Source organism: Zunongwangia atlantica 22II14-10F7 (assembly GCF_002094855.1).
Lineage (GTDB): Bacteria > Bacteroidota > Bacteroidia > Flavobacteriales > Flavobacteriaceae > Zunongwangia > Zunongwangia atlantica.
The window spans coordinates 231,791-252,893 of the sequence record NZ_ARYN01000002.1; the positions used below are offsets into that span (position 1 = coordinate 231,791).

The 21,103-nt window shown below is 35.3% G+C and carries 15 protein-coding genes; 8 read left to right on the forward strand and 7 right to left on the reverse strand.

Annotation, left to right across the window (positions count from 1 at the left end; all coding sequences use genetic code 11):
- Window positions 1-4 precede the first annotated feature (4 nt).
- Window positions 5-1,450 (forward strand): LptF/LptG family permease, encoded by a 1,446-nt coding sequence (locus tag IIF7_RS03285; protein ID WP_084840246.1) that lies wholly within the window; start codon window positions 5-7, stop codon window positions 1,448-1,450.
- Window positions 1,451-1,485: 35 nt separating this feature from the next.
- Window positions 1,486-2,634: a 3,4-dihydroxy-2-butanone-4-phosphate synthase gene (gene ribB / locus IIF7_RS03290; RefSeq protein ID WP_084840247.1), complete on the forward strand. Its 1,149-nt coding sequence runs from the start codon at window positions 1,486-1,488 to the stop codon at window positions 2,632-2,634.
- Here ribB and IIF7_RS03295 read toward each other — a convergent pair.
- Window positions 2,631-3,263, reverse strand: a complete 633-nt coding sequence (locus tag IIF7_RS03295; RefSeq protein WP_084840248.1) for an NAD(P)H-dependent oxidoreductase — start codon at window positions 3,261-3,263, stop codon at window positions 2,631-2,633. The two genes, ribB and IIF7_RS03295, sit on opposite strands and share 4 nt — an antisense overlap.
- A 124-nt stretch (window positions 3,264-3,387) precedes the next feature.
- Between IIF7_RS03295 and IIF7_RS03300 the strand changes: the two genes are divergently transcribed.
- Together IIF7_RS03300 and IIF7_RS21040 are read left to right on the forward strand one after the other, a co-directional pair.
- Window positions 3,388-4,017 carry a SanA/YdcF family protein gene (locus IIF7_RS03300; protein WP_084840249.1) on the forward strand — a complete coding sequence of 210 codons (630 nt, stop codon included), beginning with the start codon at window positions 3,388-3,390 and terminating at the stop codon, window positions 4,015-4,017.
- Between the two features lie 265 nt (window positions 4,018-4,282).
- The gene (locus IIF7_RS21040; protein WP_245801499.1) at window positions 4,283-4,456 is read left to right on the forward strand and encodes a phage holin family protein; all 174 of its coding nucleotides are present in this window, start codon (window positions 4,283-4,285) and stop codon (window positions 4,454-4,456) included.
- Here the strand turns inward: IIF7_RS21040 and IIF7_RS03310 are convergent.
- Window positions 4,443-5,594 carry a PepSY-associated TM helix domain-containing protein gene (locus tag IIF7_RS03310; RefSeq protein ID WP_084840250.1) on the reverse strand — a complete coding sequence of 384 codons (1,152 nt, stop codon included), beginning with the start codon at window positions 5,592-5,594 and terminating at the stop codon, window positions 4,443-4,445. The two genes, IIF7_RS21040 and IIF7_RS03310, sit on opposite strands and share 14 nt — an antisense overlap.
- 93 nt (window positions 5,595-5,687) lie before the next feature.
- Window positions 5,688-8,153 carry a TonB-dependent receptor gene (locus IIF7_RS03315; protein ID WP_084840251.1) on the reverse strand — a complete coding sequence of 822 codons (2,466 nt, stop codon included), beginning with the start codon at window positions 8,151-8,153 and terminating at the stop codon, window positions 5,688-5,690.
- A 209-nt stretch (window positions 8,154-8,362) separates the two neighbouring features.
- Here IIF7_RS03315 and IIF7_RS03320 point away from each other — a divergent pair, with 209 nt between their 5' ends.
- The gene (locus tag IIF7_RS03320; protein WP_084840252.1) at window positions 8,363-9,154 is read left to right on the forward strand and encodes a Cof-type HAD-IIB family hydrolase; all 792 of its coding nucleotides are present in this window, start codon (window positions 8,363-8,365) and stop codon (window positions 9,152-9,154) included.
- A gap of 71 nt (window positions 9,155-9,225) precedes the next feature.
- Here the strand turns inward: IIF7_RS03320 and IIF7_RS03325 are convergent, their stop codons facing one another.
- The gene (locus IIF7_RS03325; protein ID WP_084840253.1) at window positions 9,226-9,972 is read right to left on the reverse strand and encodes a hypothetical protein; all 747 of its coding nucleotides are present in this window, start codon (window positions 9,970-9,972) and stop codon (window positions 9,226-9,228) included.
- 49 nt (window positions 9,973-10,021) lie between these two features.
- On the reverse strand, window positions 10,022-10,933 hold the full coding sequence (locus tag IIF7_RS03330) for a L,D-transpeptidase (protein WP_084840254.1): 912 nt from the start codon (window positions 10,931-10,933) through the stop codon (window positions 10,022-10,024).
- Window positions 10,934-11,409: 476 nt separating this feature from the next.
- Here IIF7_RS03330 and IIF7_RS03335 point away from each other — a divergent pair, with 476 nt between their 5' ends.
- Window positions 11,410-12,348: an oxidoreductase gene (locus IIF7_RS03335; protein WP_084840255.1), complete on the forward strand. Its 939-nt coding sequence runs from the start codon at window positions 11,410-11,412 to the stop codon at window positions 12,346-12,348.
- Between the two features lie 37 nt (window positions 12,349-12,385).
- On the opposite strand, the gene IIF7_RS03340 is transcribed toward IIF7_RS03335, so the two are convergent.
- The gene (locus IIF7_RS03340; RefSeq protein ID WP_084840256.1) at window positions 12,386-14,344 is read right to left on the reverse strand and encodes a glycoside hydrolase family 97 protein; all 1,959 of its coding nucleotides are present in this window, start codon (window positions 14,342-14,344) and stop codon (window positions 12,386-12,388) included.
- Window positions 14,345-14,465: 121 nt separating this feature from the next.
- Window positions 14,466-16,358 carry a phosphoglycerate dehydrogenase gene (serA, locus tag IIF7_RS03345; protein ID WP_084840257.1) on the reverse strand — a complete coding sequence of 631 codons (1,893 nt, stop codon included), beginning with the start codon at window positions 16,356-16,358 and terminating at the stop codon, window positions 14,466-14,468.
- 414 nt (window positions 16,359-16,772) lie between these two features.
- Here serA and sbcD point away from each other — a divergent pair, with 414 nt between their 5' ends.
- On the forward strand, window positions 16,773-17,996 hold the full coding sequence (sbcD, locus tag IIF7_RS03350; protein ID WP_084840258.1) for an exonuclease subunit SbcD: 1,224 nt from the start codon (window positions 16,773-16,775) through the stop codon (window positions 17,994-17,996).
- Window position 17,997: 1 nt separating this feature from the next.
- On the forward strand, window positions 17,998-21,021 hold the full coding sequence (locus tag IIF7_RS03355) for an AAA family ATPase (protein WP_084840259.1): 3,024 nt from the start codon (window positions 17,998-18,000) through the stop codon (window positions 21,019-21,021).
- The last annotated feature ends 82 nt before the right edge of the window (window positions 21,022-21,103 follow it).

A 21,103-nucleotide genomic window follows, 5' to 3' on the forward strand; every position in this document is an offset into this window, starting at 1 on the left:
ATCTTTGAAAATACTAGACAGGTACATACTGGTAACTTATCTACAAACGTTCTTTACCGTTTTTGTCATCTTGATGTTCATTTTTGTTCTCCAGGCAATCTGGTTATACATTGGTGAACTGGCAGGTAAAGATTTAGATGTAGCAATCATCTTAAAATTTCTACTGTATACCACACCAAAGTTAGTACCTATGGTATTACCACTTACTATATTGTTAACCTCGATTATGGTATTTGGGAATTTTGCTGAAAACTACGAGTTTGCTGCCATGAAATCATCTGGTATCTCCTTGCAGCGCGCAATGCGTGGGCTTACTCTATTTATCTTATTGGTAAGTGTCACTGCTTTTGTTTTTGCAAATAACGTGATCCCAGCGGCCGAATTTAAGATTATAAACCTAAGGAAGAATATCGCTAAAATGAAACCGGCAATGGCAATTACCGGAGGTGTTTTTAACGAAGTTGGGAACATCAATATTAAGGTCGATGAAAAAACTGGAGATAACGATCAATATCTTCATGATGTAATTATCCATACGGGAACAGAGCGTGGTGGTGATTATACTGTTATAAAATCCAGAGAAGGAGAATTAGTAAGTAGCGAAAATTCTAATGTTCTGTCTTTAATTCTTACAGACGGAAATTACTACAGGGAAGTTGAACCAAGTGACTACTCTAAAAGAGACCAAAAACCTTTTATGAAAAGTTACTTTGAAGAGTATACGATAAACATCGACCTATCAGAATTAAATCAGGTAGATATGGAAGATGAAAGTTATACTACCCAAAGTATGCTTAGAATTGGAGAACTTACCAAAAGTATCGATAGTTTTTCTGTGTCTTTAAATGAACGTAAAGAAGCTTTTGCGACCTCGATGTATAGCAGAACCGGGGTAAAATCTTTGGATGTTAATTTTAATCCGGAAGAATCTGATAAATACAAAAGCTTTGAGCATTCTATTTTAGATAATTACAATAGTGATCAATCACAAAGAATTATAGATGATGCAATTCGCACCACAAATGCTGCAATCTCTCATTTATCCATAAAAAAGCAGGAATTTAAACAAAGTGTTCGGCGATTAAATAAGTATGAAATTGCATTGCACGAAAAGTATGTACTTGCCGTAGCCTGTATCGTTTTATTTTTTGTGGGCGCTCCTTTAGGTGCGATTATTCGTAAAGGAGGTATGGGATTACCTATGGTAATTGCTATCATCATTTTTCTAAGTTATCACTTTATAGGAATCTTTGCCAAGAACAGTGCTGAAGATGGAAGTATTAGTCCGTTTATAGCAACCTGGCTAAGTACCCTAATTATGCTCCCTCTTGGGATTTACTTCACATATAGAGCCACTACAGACCAAGGATTATTTTCTTTAGACATGATTACAGAGCCTATCTCAAAGTTCTTTAAAAAGATAGGATTGGTAAAGCCGAAAGATAAATAGATTAAATACCTTTGCTATTATAAAAAAGTTGCAAAATGTCAGGAATTAATGAAGGACATAAATCCTTTAAATTAAATACAATTAAAGAAGCTATTGAGGACATCAAAGCTGGTAAAGTAATTATTGTTGTAGACGACGAAGATCGTGAAAACGAAGGCGATTTTGTTGCTGCTGCAGAAAAGGTTACGCCAGAGATGATTAACTTTATGGCTACTCATGGACGCGGATTAATTTGCGCTCCAATTACCGAAGATCGCTCTAAAGAACTAGGATTAAATTTAATGGTAGATGATAATACCGTTTTACACAATACCCAGTTTACTGTTTCTGTAGATTTAATTGGTCATGGTTGTACTACCGGAATTTCTACCCACGATCGTGCAAAAACTATTAAAGCCTTAACTGAAAAAGAAACAAAACCTGAAGATTTAGGCCGTCCAGGACATATTTTCCCATTACGTGCTAAAAATGGCGGAGTTTTAAGAAGAACTGGCCATACTGAAGCTTCTATCGATCTAGCCCGTCTTGCAGGTTTACAATCTGCCGGAATTTTGGTGGAGATCTTAAACGAAGATGGATCTATGGCAAGACTTCCTGAACTTATGGAAGTTGCCAAAAAATTTGATCTTAAAATTATTTCTATAGAAGACCTTGTGGCCTATCGCATGCAACATGATTCGCTTATAGTAAAAGAAGAAGATTTTGAAATTAAGACCAGATTTGGCGATTTTCGACTTAGAGCTTTTAAACAAACAACCAATAATCAAATTCATATAGCACTTACCAAAGGCTCTTGGACTAAAGAGGAAGAAGTACTGGTTCGTATGAATTCTACTTTGGTAAACAACGATATCTTAGGCACGCTTACCAACGATGCCGATAAGAAATTAGATAGTATGTTTAAAGCCTTAAATAAAGATGGTAAAGGCGCTATTGTTTTTATTAATCCTGCTACTAAACCACTAAGCCTTTTAAGTAGATTAGCAGAATTAAAAGACAGCCAGAAGGAAGGTGAGACAAAAGCACCACAACCTTCTATGGACAATAAGGATTTTGGAATTGGTGCACAGATCTTACACGATCTTGGCATTCATAAAATAAAATTACTTTCTAACTCTAAACAAACCAAACGTGTTGGTATGATTGGCTATGGTTTAGAGATCGTAGACTACGTAAGCTACTAGTAAATATTTATAATGGTATCTTCTTCAGGGCGTCTTACTTTTTTGAAACTGGAGAAGATGTCATCTTTTGCACGATACCCCACAGGTAATACCAAAACAGATTTCAAATTCTTCTCTTTAAGCTCTAAAAGTTTATCGTACTCTTCAGGTAAGAAACCTTCCATTGGGCAGGCATCGATTTCTTCAGTAGCACAAACGGTAAGCAAAGTTCCCAAAACCAAATACGCCTGATTTTTAGCCCAAATTGTAAGATCCTCGGCAGATTTTTTTCCGAAGTCATCCACTAAAAAGTTTTTAAAGGGATCTAAAATTTCATCTGGAGTTTCTCGTATTTGCTTTACTCTTTCAAAATAATTCAGAATAAAATCTTTATCAACTTTATCTTCAATACAAATTACAAGCACATGCGAAGCAGTAGAAAGCTGCGCCTGGTTCATTGCCTTTTCTTTCAGCGATTCCTGTAATTCTTTATTTTTAACCACCACCAATCTAATGGGTTGTAAACCATAAGAAGTAGCTGTTAAATTAAAAGCCTGCTTTAAAACATCGATTTTCGCCTCGGGTAAGATCTTTTCACTGTCAAATTTTTTAACAGCATATCGCCATTGCAAAGCTTTTATATTGGTCATTTTTATGCTAATTTTTTTACAAATTTAAACAATGCTTTCAGGATTTATAACGTTAAACCATAGAAATAACCTATTCATCAAATTTTATTGGTTATCTTCGAAATAAAAACGAAAAGGAGAATGCATGCGCTTTCTTAAAAAATCTATTCTTTATACGGTAATCCTAATTGTGCTTGGGATTTTGATTACTCTTGGATTAGAATCTTTTATAGCACAAGATACTTCTAGCCGTATTTACTCTAATGTTAATACCATTCCCACTGCCAAAACCGCAATAGTTTTAGGTGCCAGCGTACATTCAGATGGGCAACTCTCCCCTATTCTTCAGGATCGTGTAGATAGTGCTATAGATCTTTACAAGGAAAATAAAGTTGAAGAAATTTTAATTAGTGGCGATCATGGCAGCGATAGCTATAACGAGGTAGATGCTATTGCAAATTATCTAAAAAATCATGGCATTCCACAAGATAAATTATTGTTAGATCACGCAGGTTTTGACACATACGATAGCATGTACAGGGCGCATAATGTTTTTGGTATTAAAGATGCCATTGTGGTCACCCAAGAGTTTCACTTACCAAGAGCCATATTCATAGCCAAACATTTGGGTTTGGATTATCATGGACTTCAGGCTAAAGAACGCGCGTTTAAAATTGAAAATAAAATCATGAAACGTGAAAAACTAGCCAATTATAAAGCAGTTTTCGAGGTTATTTTTAAAATCGAACCTAGAGGGTCTAAAAAACAGGTATAGTTAAGCTTTCTCTAAATTGAATAAGCTTTGCGGGCGTTTTCGTATTTTTCAATTATAAATAAAAATCAACGAAAATCAGCTTATGTTAACTGCCATTATACACATTCTTATTGATGCAGTAATCCTAATGATTGCAGCAAAATTTCTTAACAAAGTTCATCTTAAAAGCTTTAAAACCGCCATTCTGGTTGCCTAACTTATCGGAGTTTTAAGCTTCTTTTTAAGCTGGCTATTAACTGCCGTTTTAAATATCGCCACACTAGGAATGTTCTACTTTTTAGGTTTAGGATTTGTAACCCGCATTGTTGCTTACGCCATTATTATTGAAATTACCGATAAGTTAAGTAGTGGTTTTAAAACCGAAGGCTTTTTACCTTCACTATGGCTTGCTGTAATTTTGGCCCTTTTTGGAAGCATTTTAGACACTATGCTTTTTTAGCGATTTTCGGGTTTCGCTTAGGTTTTCTTTTGGTCGTTTTAAATTTTCGTCCATACCAAATGTAAAAACCGGTAATAGGTAAAGCTGCAACGAACAGACTGCATAAAAATGCAATTATTTTCCCCGGAAGTCTAAAATATTGCCCGCTATGCAAACCATAAGTCATTTCCTGAAGCTTTAATCCTCCACTTTTTGAATCGTAGCCAGATTGATGTAAAAGCGCTCCTGTTTTTGGATGAAATTGATAGTTAGATTGATGATCAAAATGAAGTGATTTGGGATAAGCTCCGGTAATAATAGGCGAATTTTTGTCCTGTTTCCAAACAAAGTACATTCCGCTTTCTGGTTGTAAATCTAAAGTTTGCTGAAATGCCAGGTCTATTGCATTTTGCTTATTTTGGTTATTTTCAGCATTATTTTTTATTTCTGAAGTAAAAAAATCTGATTCGTATCGCTCTCCTAAATTTGCTATAGCATAAAATGAATCGTGTACCGGCTCATATACAAAAGCAAGCCCGGTAATCGCCAATATCAAGGCTACAATTGAATTATAAAAACCAGTAACATTATGCCAGTCGTAATTGATTCTGCGCCAGCGAGCACTCCATTTTACCGATAATCGTTGTTTTAGATACTTTATTTTTTTAGGCCACCACAGTACGAATCCGCTTAACAACAAGATCACAAAAATGATGCTTGAAATCCCTACAATTTGCTTTCCTATTTCCTGCGGAAGCAATAAATACATGTGCAATTCTTCAATAATGGTGAAGAATTCGGTTTCCAGGTTCACTTTTTTGATCAGTTTACCGGTGTAAGGATCAAAATTCAGTAAAAAATTGGTTCCGTCTTCAGTAATAGTAACGGTAGCCGGTCGTGACGATCCGTTATAAACCACCATTGTAGCTTCAAAATCTGGCTGAAAATCATTCGCTTTTTTCAGCAAAAAAGAAGGCGCTATAAATGTCGAATCTTGATCTTCTACAAATCGATAATCGTAAAAAACATCTTTTAATTCGTCGTGAAACGTAAAAATACAGCCGGTAATGGCTACAATAAAAACAACAATCCCAGAGGCTAATCCCAGCCATAAATGAATTTGATGTATTATTGATTTTAAAGCTTTTTTACCTGCCATTTTTAAAAATTTGAACAAATGTAAAAAGAAAAGCCGGACACCATAACAGCATCCGACTTAAACACAAACTAACTAGAATAAAGTTTAATATTTTTAGAATTTATAAGTGAAGTTAGCCGACAGGTTTCGCCCAATTTGTGGGTTTATTGTAGACCATCCATTATAATATTCTTCGTCGTTTAAGTTGTTTAATTTTAGAGTAACTCCAAATTTTTCACTTTGATAGAATAATGAAGCGTTTAAAACTGTATAATCATCCAGAGTAAACGTACCCGCAATATTTCTATTAAAAATCATGTTTTCGCTTCCGTAGTTTCCACCAAAACCAGCACCAAAACCATCTAAAGCATTTCCAGAGAATTTATAAGTTGCCCAAAGATTTGCAAGGTTTTGTGGCCCTGCACTTTCTGGACGGCGACCTAGAAAATCGTCTCCAGGAGTACCTTCGGTAAGTTCACTTTCGTTGTAGCTGTAATTGGCATTAATGTTTAAACCTTTTATAGGAGATGCGGTAATACTGGCTTCAAAACCGCGGCTGTACAATTCACCACCCTGAGTGTAAACCATAGGAGCGATCGTCATTACTGTATTTCTCACCTGAATATCGTAGTAAGATAAGGTAGCCGCTACTTTGTTGTTTAGAAGATTAAGCTTAACCCCACCTTCCAACTGCGTTGCATGTTCTGGATCGAATTCATAATTCACTGAATTTCCATTCATATCTTCACCAACCTGTGGAGCTACGTTACTAAAACCATCCTGATAATTAGCGAAAATCGATAGCTTATCTAATACTGGTTGATACACAACACCAAATTTTGGAGACCATGCCGTTTGGCTGTTGCTTTCACTTTCAAAACGATCTACACGTAAACTTGCCATAATGGATAATGCTTCAATAGGATTAAAGATATCTGAAACATAAGCACTGTAAATTTCCTGTCTTGAAATTGAAGGAGAAACATCTGAATTTGCGAAAAGTGCATCTACTCCTGGCTCAGATAAGATCCCGGTATCATCGTAATTGGTGATGTATGCATTAGGATCTGTAATCCCAAAAACACTCGCATTTACATTTGCAGCACTGGCATCACCAATATAAATTAATCCGTTTTGAAGATAACCTGTTCCGCTATTTCTAACTTCACGATTGTAATAATCTAAACCAGCAACAACACGATTTCTCATTTCGCCAATTTCAAAATCTCCAATGAAGTTTTGTTGAATATCGGTAGTAAGTGTAGTAGAGTTTTGGTGATTCATTTGTCTTGCGAAAACCACTCCGTTTTCTAAAGCCGCTCCATAAGCAGGATTATCACCAGTAAAGTTTGCCGTTCCTTCATATAAATAAGAGTAATAACCTCTCGCTTTTGCTGAACTTTGAGAAACTGCAGTTTGTGACGTCCAGTTATCAGATAACTTGTAATTCATCTGCGCCTGGATGCTGTACATAGGATTTTCGATTCCTAAGTCATCTGAAGTATAAGAACGATTGTTATCGTAACCTAATTCATCTAAATTGTTTACTGCCAACTCATTTCCTCTATCTAAAAATAGCATGGTTTGGTTGGTACTTTCTACCTGATAAATTTCAGTATTAATTAAGAAAGAAAGACGATCATTTACCTGATAAGATAAAGACGGTGCGAAGAAAAATGATTTTCTAAATCCTGCATCCTGAAAGCTTTCCTGAGTATGATAAGCCGAATTTACTCTTAAATTCACCCCTTCACTTAAAGGTAAATTTACATCTGCAGTTAATCTATTTAAACCATAACTTCCTGAAGTATACGAAACATTACCTCCAAAATCATTATATGGTTTTTTAGTTACTACATTAATTAAACCACCGTAAGAAACCACAGAGCTTCCAAATAAAGTTCCAGATGGGCCTTTAACAACCTCGATCGCCTCGATGTTTTGTGGATCTGGACTACCATTGGTTAAAGCCGGTAAACCATTGGTTAAGTTTGGTTGTACGGCAAAACCTCTTAAGGAGTAATAACCTGCTCCATCTGATCCTCTACCGGTAGATTCCCATAATTTTGTGATTCCGGATGCATTTTTTAATGCATCATCAAAATTGGTAACTACCTGACTTTGTAATAGATCTGCAGTGATCGAATTATACACCTGAGAGTTTTCCATTCTGGATAGTGGTAATTTAGAAACATACGCACTAGAGCTTTTGGTAAACTCGTTTGTTTTATTTTCAGCATTAAGTAAAACTTCACCTAGCTGCTCTTCACTTCCTATTAAAACTACAGGAGCTACATCTGTAATTACTCCGCCTTCTACAGAGACATTAATTTCAGTAGACTTATAACCTACGTAAGAAAACTTGATCGTATAAGTTCCCGGCCTTACATTTCGTAATTCGTAAAATCCGTTTTGATTAGTTTCTGTTCCTTTAGCGGTTCCTTCTAAAGCAACGTTTACATTAAAAATGGGTTGATTGACACTATTTACAACCTGTCCTTTAAGTGTTCCTGAATTTTGAGCAAATCCTAAAGAAGAAATGAATAAGGATAAAAATAGTAGTAGTTGTTTTTGCGACATTTTTTTCTGATCTATTTATTTAGACTATTTTTAAATAACGCCGCAAATGTATAAACCTCTAATCATTTTCAAAAGCTAATTAAGATTTATTTTAAATAAAAATAATCTGTATTTTAAATATAACCGCTTCTTAAGGAAACATTAAAATAACAGTTGGCAAGCCTAGATTTCCATAGAAACCGCTATATTTAAGCTTTTAAAAAAATTCTATGATCAAATTAATAATCACAGATATGGATGGCACTTTGCTGGATGACCAGCATAATATTCATCCAGAATTCTGGGAGGTAGAAAAAAAGCTGCGTGATAAAGGAATTATGTTTTCTGTAGCAAGTGGACGGCAATATTATAATCTGGTTTCAAATTTTGAGCAACTTAAAGGCCACATGATGTTTTTTGCTGAAAATGGCAGCTATGTGGTTCATCAGGATAAAGAATTATATACTAACACTATGGATCGCGAGCAGGCAAACGAGTTTATAAAACTTGGTCGCGAAGCTGAAAATTGTAATCTGGTTTTATGCGGAGTAAATTCGGCTTATGCTGAAAGTGATGATGAAGAATTTATTACTGAAGTTGGTAAATATTACAAACGTCTTGAAGTTGTAGACGATCTTACAAAAGTAGATGATAAAGTTTTAAAAGTTACACTTTGTAATTTTGAAGGTGTTGAAGAAAATACATTCCCGAAATTCGAAAAATTTCAGGATGATTTTAAGGTAGCAATCGCTTCTAGAATATTTATAGACATTATGTCGAATACCGCCAATAAAGGTAATGCCATTAAAGGCGTACAAAAAGAGTTAAATATTTCTCCTGAAGAAACTATGGTTTTTGGGGATTATTTAAATGATCTTGAAATGATGCAAAACGCCAAGTACAGTTACGCTATGAAAAACGCCCATCCTGAAATTATTAAAGTAAGTAATTATGTTACTAAATACGATAATAATGAAAATGGAGTGGTAAGAACCATTAAAGAAATGGGACTGATCGACTAATACTTTCTAAAAAATTAGTGTTGAAATTATATAATTTCGACTTATAAAATATCCTGCTTTTGCAGGATATTTTAGTTTATAACAATATTGGTTTTATCTAAGCCGCTATTACCGGTTTTAGGATCGAATGCATAAACGGTAATCGTATAATTTCCCTTGTTCAGATCGATATTTCCCGAAAATGTACTGGATTTTTCAGTCTGACTCAATTCTACTTCTTTAAAAAAGCCTTCAGCTTCTACTACCGCTTTAATTTCAAATCCGTTAGCATCCCATAAACCTCCTTCTTCTACCGGGCAACCACACATCATCACGATATTCGCTTTAATTTCCGTAGAAATCTCTCCAGGAATACGCTCATGCGTTTGCGGACTCAAAACATCGACTACAAAACCAGGAATTTCAAGAACTACTCCGTCTCCCATAATATCTTTCCCGGGAATCACCCAAAGTTGGGTGCTAGATTTTACAGTTGCCTGTTTTTTATTGATCGGTGCGTAGGCTTCAACTTCAATAAAAGTTGGCTTAGAAACATCTAATTTCGCTAAAAAGCCTGCGGTATTATTTTCTGAAAGATCCTGATAGCGCTCTTTTGGTTGCTTCATTATTTTTTCTGAATTCCCCGTACTTCCCTTGGTGATTCCTTCGGCAAGAATTTCTTTAGTTTGCGCATCTCTAACAATGATCTTAGCTCCACCAATCGAACTTCCAATGAATTTGGCATCTTTGGCTTTGGCACGAATCATAATATTTGTTTGTGCTACACCACTAAAACTGATGAGTAAAAATACGAAAGCGAAAAGCCCAGAAAATTTCATAAGATCTCTTTTCCTCGAAAGATAAGAAAAGATATCAAACTTAAACAGGCTAAGTTAATGGCTCTTCAGGTTCTTCTTCTACACTGAAGTTTTTAGGATCGGCAAGGTAGTTTTTAATGTGATTTCTTAAAACCTCGATCTCATCCTCTGTAAAATTATTACTCTCTATACTATCGGCTAATTGAAGCCAGGGTTTCTTGTTATCATAATCATATTCGCCATACACAATAAACGGCGTACCATTAGATTTTATAGTGCTTCCGTTAAGCGTCCACATATTCGCCCAATCATAGATATATTGCGCATCGGCCATGTATAATCGCACACAGGCATGGCTTGCGGGATAGCCTGGCATCGCATATTGGTGCGTTCCCACTCCTTCAAAATTCATAAAATTGAAATAATAAGGAAGAATCCAGTCTTCGTTTACTGAACTTACCTTTCGCTTAGCTTTATAATTTCCGTAATGCAATCCATTAGGCGTTGGTGTCGATTTTTTACCACTACTAACCGGTCCCCATTTTATAAGTTTACCGCTTTCATATAATCCAAAAGCCTGTATACGTTGTGAGATTAAAACCAGTTTTGGAATAGTATCTACCATCCCTAAGTCTTTGGGAAACGGACTATAATCCATTAAATCTGTACTTATGCTATCTGGAATTACCAATTCTTTACCCGTCCAAACTTTGCGCTCGTCTATTCTGTTTAAAGCATAAATAATCTTACGCTGTTCACTGCTAAACCTATTATTAAAACTGTCTAGAGCTGTTTTGGTTTGTAAAGAATCGATACTATATACAACATCCAGTCTTTGCAAAGGTGGATCTACTTTAATGGTATCCAGTACCGTTACAGGAATTTCAGTTTGCTGCTGTGGTTCATCCTTTTTATTACAGGCCACCAAAAAGCAAATTAGAATAATTAAAATTGAAATGTTCTTATAGATTTTCGTCATCATAAATTATCGATCCTGGGTTAAGGGATAAAATTGCGATTAACAAAATTAGCTGATAAGATTTCTTGAATCTACTAATAACGAGTTAATTATTTGTTGAATTCTTATTAAGATTAATCCATTGCTGATGGTTCGAAAAGTTGATCTTATTAAACTTAGAAGGTATTTAATATAACGATAATGCTAATTTAAAATGGGTTAAAACCAATTATCTTTAATTTGAAACCAGAAAAATTCCTGAATTCGGAATTATATCCTATTTAACAAAATAAGTCGATTTTGAGCTTTACATTTATAGCAAAATGGTGTTTTAAACACCTCTTAAATTCCTAGAATATTGCTTGTGCAAAAACTAATTTGAAGTATATAATTTGACCAGATTTAAATTTGATAACCGATCATTCCCTACAATAAATAGCACGTATTAGAGTGCTTTATCCGAAAAATCTTATTCAAAAACCTCAAACAATATTTCCCCTATGAACTTTTGGTCTTTAAGTAAAGCTAAAAACAAAGAAGGTAAAATTGCTATTATAACCGGTGCAAACGTTGGTATTGGTTACGAGACCGCAAAAGGTCTTGCACAGGTTGGTATTGAAGTCGTTATGGCTTGCCGCGACCTTAAGAAGGCTGAAAATGCAAAGCAAAAGATCCTTAAAAGTAATCCTGAAGCAAAATTAGTGCTTATGGAAATAGATCTTGCCAGCCTTTCTTCTGTTCGAACTTTTGCTGAAAATTTTAAAGCAAAGTACAACAAACTAGATATTCTTGTAAATAACGCGGGTGTAATGATGACGCCTTTTCAGAAAACTGAAGATGGTTTAGAATTACAAATGGCAGCCAATTATTTTGGACATTTTTTACTTACTGGTTTATTGATTCCCGTTTTAGAAAAATCCTTTAGATCTCGTGTAATTAGTTTAAGTAGTCTTGCGCATCGTTGGGGTGATATTCACTTTGATAATCTTAATGCAGAAAAAGGATATGATAGGAGGCAATTTTATGCGCAAAGTAAACTGGCCTGCTTAATTTTCGCTTATCATTTAGATAAAAAACTGGTGAAGAAAGGATACGACATGCATTCTTATGCAGCTCACCCAGGAGTTTCTAATACAAACCTAATGAGAAACCTGCCTAAATGGGCAAAATTCTTATCACCAGTGCTTATGCCATTATTTTCACAATCTGCTGAAAAAGGTGCTCTTCCTATTTTACGTGCCTGTTTGGATGATACATTAAATGGAGGCGAATACATTGGACCTTCAGGAAGAAAACAATACAAAGGACATCCGGTAATTGTAGATTCAGATTATAATTCAAAAGATAAACATAAAGCTAAGAAGCTTTGGAAAACCTCTGAAGATATAGTGGATTTCAAATATTTTAAAAACTCAGAAACAAAAGCTCAGGCATCTTAGACTGAGCTTTGTTTTCTATTTATCATTCTTTATTTGGCTATTCTATTTTAGCAGCCCAACCACCATTTTTAACGATAGTAATTTCTAAGATGTCTCCTTTTTTCACAGTTTTTGTCTTTTTCACATAATCCATAGCCTGCCGTTTGGCGTTAATGCCATCTTCAAAAGAAGTCAGTTCTAATTCCTCACCTTTCTCTAAAAAGTCTAATTGAATTTTAAAGCTACGCTCTTCTTTTTCACTATTGGCTATTCCGCCTAAAAACCACTTATCTCCTTTGCGCTTAGCAACAATAGCGTATTCACCTAATTTTGCTTCGAGTGCGATCGTTTCATCCCAGGTAACTGGCACCTCTGTGATAAAATCTGTACATTCTTTATTTTTAATGTAATTGGTAGGATTATCGGCTAGCATTTGCAAACCACTTTCAAAAACAACAAAGAGAGCCATTTGATAAGCTCTTGTCCCTACTCCGGCAGAGTTTGGTCTTCGGCTATAATAATATTCAGGTTGCATGCTTATCATTGCTCCCGGCGTATAATCCATAGCACCCACCGCATTTCTCATAAAAGGCAAAAACAAACTATTATCTGGGGTAGCTCGTTCCATCTGTTCCATCCCTAAAACACCTTCATAAGATAAAATGTTAGGATATTTATATTCTAAACCTGCAGGTTTAAAAGAACCGTGAAAATCTACAAAAAGCTTATGTTTGGCAGCTTCCTTGGCTACACGCTCGTAATAATTAACCATCCATTGGTCGCTACGATCCATGAAATCGATTTTCACTCCGGCAATTCCCCATTCGGCAAACTTTTCAAATAAATCAAAATGATGTTCTACCGTAAGCCAGGTTAACCATAACACAATTTTCACATTACGTTCTTTCCCGTATTCGATCAATTCAAATAAATCTATTTCAGGATTTGGGGTGTATGGATCTGTAGTACTTGCTGCCCAACCTTCGTCCATAATGATATATGGGATATCAAAATTAGATGCAAAATCAATAAAATACTTATAGGTTTCTTCATTAAAACCAGCAACAAAATCTACGTTATAAGGTGAAGCACCGTTCCACCACTCCCAACTAACCTGGCCAGGTTTAATCCATTCAAAATCTTTTAAAACATTTGGTGTTGCCAGGTTTTGAGACATTGTATTTTCAAGAATTTCAGTATCCTTATCGCTAATCACAAAATAACGCCACGGCAAATTCCTTTTTCCTTCGATCTTAGCAATATAATCAGCTCTTTTTAAAATCTTCATGCTACGATCACCTTCGTCCTCAAAATCGATTGGATTTTTAGGGAATATCGACTTTAGACCATTACCTGTACCTTTTATAAACATTGCCGGATAGTTTGACAGGTCTGATTCTGAAATCAATATTTTATGATTATTGGCAGCTTCAATTAAAACCGGTAAAACAGACATGTTTTCGTCGGAAGTAAATTCTGAGCTCTTTAAATGCGTATAAGGATATTCATAAGAGGTTTTAAAAGAAGGCGTTTGCTGAAGATGAAGCCTATAATCTGAAGGAAAATTAATATTAAGGTTCTCATTAAAAACAGCTAAACTGTCCTTTCTATCTAAAATAAACCGGTATGCAAATCCCTCATTAAAAGCTTTAAACTCTACCGCATAATCTTTATCAAAATGTATTCTAATTCCTTTAAAATCTTTCTTTATTCTGGAAAACTTCAAAGGTACTATTGGTGCGCTTTCTTGCGTTCCGCTCGATTTTGAGACTTTCTTAAAATTTGGTTGTACTCCTAAAATTTCATTTTTTAACTGTAGGCTTAATGTACTTCTACCAAGTAATAATTCTTCTTTTGCATAAACTGAATAGTAAATACTATCTGAAATTTCTATGGCTATTTTAAGATCTTTATCTGGAGAATTAAGCTCGTATTTATTCTGAGCGTTAACGGCATTTCCTAAACCTATAAAAAAGGCCAGCCAGATTAAACAATCTTGTATTTTAGATAAGTACATTTTTTTCGATATTAAATTAATAATTTGCTAAATCGATTAAATATACTCCAATTTTTCTTAAAAACTAAAAAGCAGCATCTTTCGATGCTGCTTTTTGCTCACATATAATAAAAAGAAAAGTCTAGTAAAGAACTCTAAAACGTATAGTTCCTTCTATCCCTTTTAATTCTTTGATCACATCGTTATCATATTTCTTATTAATATCGGTGATCACATAACCAATGGTTTCGTTGGTCTTAAGATGTTGCCCAACTACATTGATATCATTCGCTGCCAAAATCCTGTTGATATGCGCAATAATACCAGGTTTATTATGGTGAATATGAATTAACCTGTGTGCATTTTCTAACCTTGGCAACTGTAAATTAGGGAAATTCACACTATTAGTGGTTCCCCCCGTATTTATATATTCTATGATTTTACCCGGAACAAAGTTCCCGATATTTTCTTGTGCTTCTTCTGTACTTCCTCCAATATGCGGAGTAAGAATTACGTTTGGTAATCCTTTTAATTTTGAAACAAATTCTTCCTGATTTGTTTTTGGCTCTTTAGGAAATACATCTATCCCGGCTCCTTTTATTTTTCCTGAAGAAATATGCTTGTGCAAAGCTTCAATATCGATTACAGATCCACGGCTTAAATTCAATAAATAAGAACCGTCTTTCATTAAAGAAAGTTCGCGATCTCCAATAATATTTTTATTTTCCTTTCTTCCATCTACGTGGAATGTTACAATATCTACTGTTTGTAAAAGCTCATCTAAAGAGCTACATTTTGTAGCATTTCCTAAAGCTAAACGCTCTACAAGATCATAATAGTAAACATCAAATCCCATACTTTCTGCCATTACAGAAAGTTGTGCCCCAATGTTACCATACCCAACGATTCCCAGTTTTTTACCGCGGACTTCAAAACTACCGGTAGCCGATTTGTTCCAAATTCCTTTGTGCATTTCTGAAATACGATCTGGCAGGTTACGCATTAAGAAAATAATTTCTCCTATGGCAAGTTCTACAACAGATCTTGTATTACTATATGGTGCATTAAATACTGCCACACCTTTATCTAAACAGGCTTCAAGGTCGATTTGATTGGTACCAATACAAAAAGCTCCCACAGCCATTAAACGGTTGGCATTTTCTAATACTTTCTTAGTTAATTGAGTTTTAGAACGAATTCCTAAAACATGAACATCTTTAATTTGTTCGCTTAATTCTTCTTCGTCCAAAGCACCGGCTACTGTTTGTACATTATAGCCTTCTTCTTTCATTATTTTTACCGCATCTGCATGTACATTTTCAAGAAGTAAAACTTTAATTCGGTTTTTTGGATACGAAATCGCTTTATTCATTTTATGGAGATATAAAAATTCATCGAAACTTGGGGTGATATGATCTGCTTTCTCAGTCACCTTATCACGTTCCACGTTTTCGGTAAAGGCGTAAAATTTATTGGCAAGCCCGGCTGCTTTAATTTCATAATCGGTATAGCCGTCACCTATCACATAAACATCGCCCTGTAGATCTAGTGATTGTAATTGTTTTACTTTTCCATTATTGCTACTAAGCACATTTTCTGTATTAAAACCAACAATTTTGCGGTTTTCATCAAACACAAAATCGTTCGCAAAAACATGCTCTGCTTTAATACCTAGTTCTGCTACAATAGGAATAATAAATTCTTTAAAACCGTTAGACATTATATAAATATTGTCGCGGTTTTCTCTAAAGAACTCTTCGTTACGTCTAAAGGATTTAGAAATACGTGTTTTAAGATTTTCTATAAGAGGATCCAGATGCTTTTCTTCAGCTTCCAAAATATCAAGACGTTCCCTAAGGGAATCTCTAAAAGCAAGTTTTCCCTCCATACCACGATCGGTAAGAGATTTAAGCTCTGCAAGCTTTGCTTTCTTATCTTTTGCATCTGCCAGGGAGATTTCTCCCAAAACATCTAAAGCTTCTACCTGAGTAAAAGTACTGTCGAAATCAATTACGTAATTTCTTTTGGTTTCCATTTATTTGTCTCGTCCTCTTTAATCCCTAAAAGGGTTTTATTAACGAAGCCCGCCTTAAAATAGTAAAATTTCTTCTCCATTTCTCGATGGCGTGCCACGAAGTTATTTACTTTATCAGTTCTTCAAAACTACTATTTTTACCAGAGTTATTAAGCTATAATTCTGTAAAAAAGAAACTTAATTTACAAGCAATCAAAGCTTTTTAAAAAGTCTTTATTTTTTATTCTACCAACAGTTTTTTTGTAGATAAAAAGCAAGCTTTTCAGTGTTTTGTTCAAAATACGCTAATATAATTTTTGAAATTATTTTTAATGAATTTCAGCTAAATCGAATTAGTAGAATTTAAAAAGGATTTTTATTTGAATACCTTTGCCTTTGTTCGCCTAATTTTCTTCTTTAAACCCAAATTTCAGCATGAAAATTCTTCATACCGCCGATTGGCACATTGGTAAAAAACTGCATAAACATGATCTTTTTGCCGATTTTGAATTATTTATCGATTGGCTTTGCCAGATAATTTCTGAAGAGAAAATAGATCTTTTATTGATCTCGGGAGATGTTTTCGATTTGGCCAATCCGTCGTCTGATGCGCGCAAACAGTATTACCAGTCGCTTATCAAACTGCAAAAACTAGATTGTAAGATCATTGCTACCGGTGGTAATCATGATTCGCCGGCAATGCTGGATGCACCAAAAGAAATTTTACGCGAACTCGATATTACCATTATTGGTGGTTTACCCGAAAAACTTGAGGAAACTATAATCCCTGTTTATAATGCTGAAAATAAAGTAGAACTCGTAATTGCAGCTATTCCGTTTTTACGGGATGCCGATCTACGAAGCGCGAACGAAGGTATTACTTACGAAGATCGAATTGAAGCGATTAGAAACGGAATTCAGCATACTTTTGAAAAAGCAGCTGAAATCTGCCAAAATCAATTTCCCGAAGTTCCGGCTGTAGCCATGGGACATTTATTTGCTGCCGGCATCGAAACTTCAGAGAGTGAACGTGACATCCAGATCGGGAATCAGGCCGCTTTTAATGCCTCTCAATTTGGCGATTTTTTCAAATATGTTGCTTTAGGGCACATTCATAAACCGCAACGCGTTTCCGCAGAAATTCCGGTTTTTTATAGCGGCTCCCCTATTCCGCTTTCATTTAGCGAGCGTAAAGATGATAAACGAATCCTTATTTTAGATTCTGAAACTTCCTGGGAACCTAAAAGTGTAGCCGTTCCTCATTTTCGAAAACTGCTTAAAATTAGTGGAGATCTTAACGATATTGAATTCAAATTAAATACGCTGGAAGATCACGATCATTTAGATTATTTAATTGAAGTCGATTTGATCGAAGAACAATATGATGCCCAAAAGATCTATGCGCTCGATGTTTTGGTAAATAATTTTAAAACAGCGGGATACGAAATTGTAAAGCAGCGTGCACAATTTAAAAATAAGTTGAAGGGAACAGCCGATTTGTATGCAGAATCACAACAGCTGGAAGATCTAAAACCCACCGATGTTTTTGCTGAATTAGTTAGCGCACACGATTATGAAGAAGATACCAAAAATGAAATTTGGAGCGCTTTCAACGAAATTTTAGAAGAAATTCACCAATCTGAAAACTCTGCCAACTAGCATGAAAATATTAAAAATTGAATTCGAAAATATCAATTCGCTTCGCGGGCCGCAGCTAATCGATTTTACCGATAAACCATTTTCTGCCAGTTCTCTTTTTGCCATCACCGGCCCAACCGGAAGTGGAAAAAGTACGATTTTAGATGTGATTTGCCTGGCACTTTTTAACCACGTGCCAAGATTGGGGAAAATCACCAAAAACGAAATTATCGCAAAAGGTGCGATTCTTACCCGTAATCAAAAAGAAGCTTTTGCCCAGGTCACTTACAGTTGCAAGTCGGGAAATTATGCTTCAAGATGGTCGATCGAAACAAATTCTAAAGACAATCTTCGAGATTACGAAATGGAAATCGCAGATTTAGCTACTAATTCCTTGATTGACCTCAAGAAATCACAAGTTCCGGCGAAGAATGAGGCTTTGATCGGTTTAAATTATAATCAGTTTATCAAAGCGGTTTTGCTGGCTCAGGGTGAATTTGCGCAGTTTTTAAAAGTCAATAAAGCAGAGCGTGGCGAATTATTAGAAAAAATCACCGGAACGGGAATTTACCGCGAACTTGGTAAAAAAGCGTACGAAAAGAATAAAGAAGCTGGTAAAGAAATTTTACAGCAGCAACAGGAAATCGAAATCATTCAAAAATCATTGCTGAATGACGACGATCATGCTGAAATTTCCAAAAACTACGCAGCACAGCAAGCCGCCAGCGAGCCATTGGAAAAAGAGATTCAGCGTCTAACAAAATTCGTTGAGCTGAAGCAGGAAATTAAAAATCAGCAAGAAAATATCACCAAGATTGCTTCGGAAAAAACGCAGGCTGAAGAAAGCTTAAAACAATTCAAAGAGCATAACGGTAAATCACTCAGTGCTCACGAAAACTTACAAGAACATGCTGGTGATCTGCGAAACTGGAAACAAGGCATAGAAAACGAAGCCGGAGTCGCGAAAGAAATCGCTGGAATAGAAGCTAAGATTGGGCAAAATAAGCAGGCATTTTCAGGATTACTTATTGAAGTTTCGCAATTGGTAAAAACGGAAGTTTCAGTAAATGAATTTGAAATTAAGCTGAATGAATTTACTGAGAATATTCAGCAATTTGAAGAAGAACGAAAAGAAAAAGGCCGAGAATATAAAAAACTGATGGATGAATTTAAACTGAAAACTGCCGATCTACCAATCAATTTCAGTAAGAATCCAGATGAAAATATCAAACAATTACAAGCGATTGGGAATTCGGCTGCTAATCGTATAAAAAATTATGAGGCTGAATTATCGAATTTCGATCTAAGCGATACTGAAGCATTAAAGTTTCAGCTAAAAGAACAAACCGAAAAAACACGTGCCGCGCAAAAAGCGAATGAGAAGATCGATCAAGCCGACAATGAATTAAAAAGAATCGCTTCAGAAAAAACCAATATCGAAAAACAAAGCGAAACGCTTCCGCAGCAAATAAAAGAGGTAGATACTAAAGTAAAATTTCAGCAAAAAGACCTCGAAAATTTACAATTACAGCAAAAAAATCAGTTACTCGAGGCAAGATTAGAAGATTTACGTCATAATTTAATTGATAATGAGCCCTGCCCGCTTTGTGGCGCCAAACATCATCCTTTTGCAGATCATGCACCTGAAAAAGACAATGATCTGGAACAAAAAATTGAATTGCTACAAAAAGAATTTCAGGCAAATTCATCGATTTTGGCTAAAATTCAGGCGAATTTTGAGAGTTTTCAACAGCAATTAAAAAGGCTGGAAAACGAAGAGCAACAATGGAAGACAACTTTGGAAGAAAAAAGAGCAACTTTTAAAAATACATTCAAAGATTTTGATTTTGCATCTGAAGAAGCCTGGGAACAGAACATTGCGACGCTAAACGCTCAAATAGATATAATCGAAAAATGGGAAAAAGAGGAAAAACAGCTGCAAATTGCCCAAAATACGATTCCAGATCAACAAAAAGCACAGGAATTACTGCGTGATGCTTTTAAATTAAAGGCTGAACAGGAGAATTTATATAAAGGTGATGATATTGGCGATAAAAACCGATTATATCATCGCCAGTTTACCACTTTACGGCAGGAGAAAAAATCCTTGGATGAGCAGCTGGAAAATTTGAAAAGTAGGCTTCAAAAATTAGCTTCAGAATTATCGAATTTGGAGCAAGAGCTTTCTTCGGTTTTAATAGAAAAAGGCTACGAAAGTTTGCAACAGGCGTTGGAAAATTTATTGCCAGAAAGAGACTATTTGCAGCTTAGGGAGCAGCGAGAAAAACTTCAGCAAAAATTATCTGAACTTAATACATCATTTAAGTTGCTGCAAAAGCAATTAGAGGAAAAGCAAAAGCTGGATATCGTAGAAACCTCAACCGAATTGCAAGAGCAACTCGGCAAAAAGCGCCAGGAGTTAAATGAAATTAATGAGACCTGTAAAGCGCTTTACAGACAATTGGAAAACCAGAAAGAGAACCTGCAAAAACTGGAAAAAATTAGAGCTGGAATTGCCGAAAAAGAACAAAAAATTAAGCGCTGGCGATTATTAAATGAACTTATTGGCGATGCAACGGGAAGAAAATTCAATGAATTTGCGCAGGATCTTACTTTAACGCAACTTATTGCTTTAGCCAACAAACGCCTGGCCGATCTTAGTGATCGTTATGTGATCGATAAACCATTAGATGAAGAAGATGATGGTTTGGTGGCAATCGATGAGCATATGGGCGGGCAACGACGCTCTGTAAAAACCCTTTCTGGAGGGGAAACTTTTATTTTAAGTTTATCGATGGCGCTTGCTTTATCTGATCTGGCTTCTAAAAATGTAGAGATCAATAGCCTGTTCATAGATGAAGGTTTTGGAACGCTAGACCCTGAAACTTTGGATCAAACGCTGGATACTTTGGAAAAATTACAGGCAGAATCGTCGAAAACCATCGGAATTATTAGTCATGTTGATTCTTTAAAAGAACGAATTGCGACACAGGTAATGCTCACCAGAAATGGGCAGGGATATAGTAGTATTACTATAAAAGGATAGTATTATTATTTTTGCATACATAAAAGGTTTTAGTTATTAATTTAACATTTTAAGAGTGTTAAATTAAGGATTTATTAATATA

Excerpts from the sequence above, each read along its gene's own strand:
- ribB (WP_084840247.1), top strand. The coding sequence starts at position 1,486 with ATGTCAGGAATTAATGAAGGACATAAATCCTTTAAATTAAATACAATT.
- IIF7_RS03295 (WP_084840248.1), bottom strand. The coding sequence starts at position 3,263 with ATGACCAATATAAAAGCTTTGCAATGGCGATATGCTGTTAAAAAATTT.
- IIF7_RS03300 (WP_084840249.1), top strand. The coding sequence starts at position 3,388 with ATGCGCTTTCTTAAAAAATCTATTCTTTATACGGTAATCCTAATTGTG.
- IIF7_RS21040 (WP_245801499.1), top strand. The coding sequence starts at position 4,283 with ATGTTCTACTTTTTAGGTTTAGGATTTGTAACCCGCATTGTTGCTTAC.
- IIF7_RS03310 (WP_084840250.1), bottom strand. The coding sequence starts at position 5,594 with ATGGCAGGTAAAAAAGCTTTAAAATCAATAATACATCAAATTCATTTA.
- IIF7_RS03315 (WP_084840251.1), bottom strand. The coding sequence starts at position 8,153 with ATGTCGCAAAAACAACTACTACTATTTTTATCCTTATTCATTTCTTCT.
- IIF7_RS03320 (WP_084840252.1), top strand. The coding sequence starts at position 8,363 with ATGATCAAATTAATAATCACAGATATGGATGGCACTTTGCTGGATGAC.
- IIF7_RS03325 (WP_084840253.1), bottom strand. The coding sequence starts at position 9,972 with ATGAAATTTTCTGGGCTTTTCGCTTTCGTATTTTTACTCATCAGTTTT.
- IIF7_RS03330 (WP_084840254.1), bottom strand. The coding sequence starts at position 10,933 with ATGATGACGAAAATCTATAAGAACATTTCAATTTTAATTATTCTAATT.
- IIF7_RS03335 (WP_084840255.1), top strand. The coding sequence starts at position 11,410 with ATGAACTTTTGGTCTTTAAGTAAAGCTAAAAACAAAGAAGGTAAAATT.
- IIF7_RS03340 (WP_084840256.1), bottom strand. The coding sequence starts at position 14,344 with ATGTACTTATCTAAAATACAAGATTGTTTAATCTGGCTGGCCTTTTTT.
- serA (WP_084840257.1), bottom strand. The coding sequence starts at position 16,358 with ATGGAAACCAAAAGAAATTACGTAATTGATTTCGACAGTACTTTTACT.
- sbcD (WP_084840258.1), top strand. The coding sequence starts at position 16,773 with ATGAAAATTCTTCATACCGCCGATTGGCACATTGGTAAAAAACTGCAT.
- IIF7_RS03355 (WP_084840259.1), top strand. The coding sequence starts at position 17,998 with ATGAAAATATTAAAAATTGAATTCGAAAATATCAATTCGCTTCGCGGG.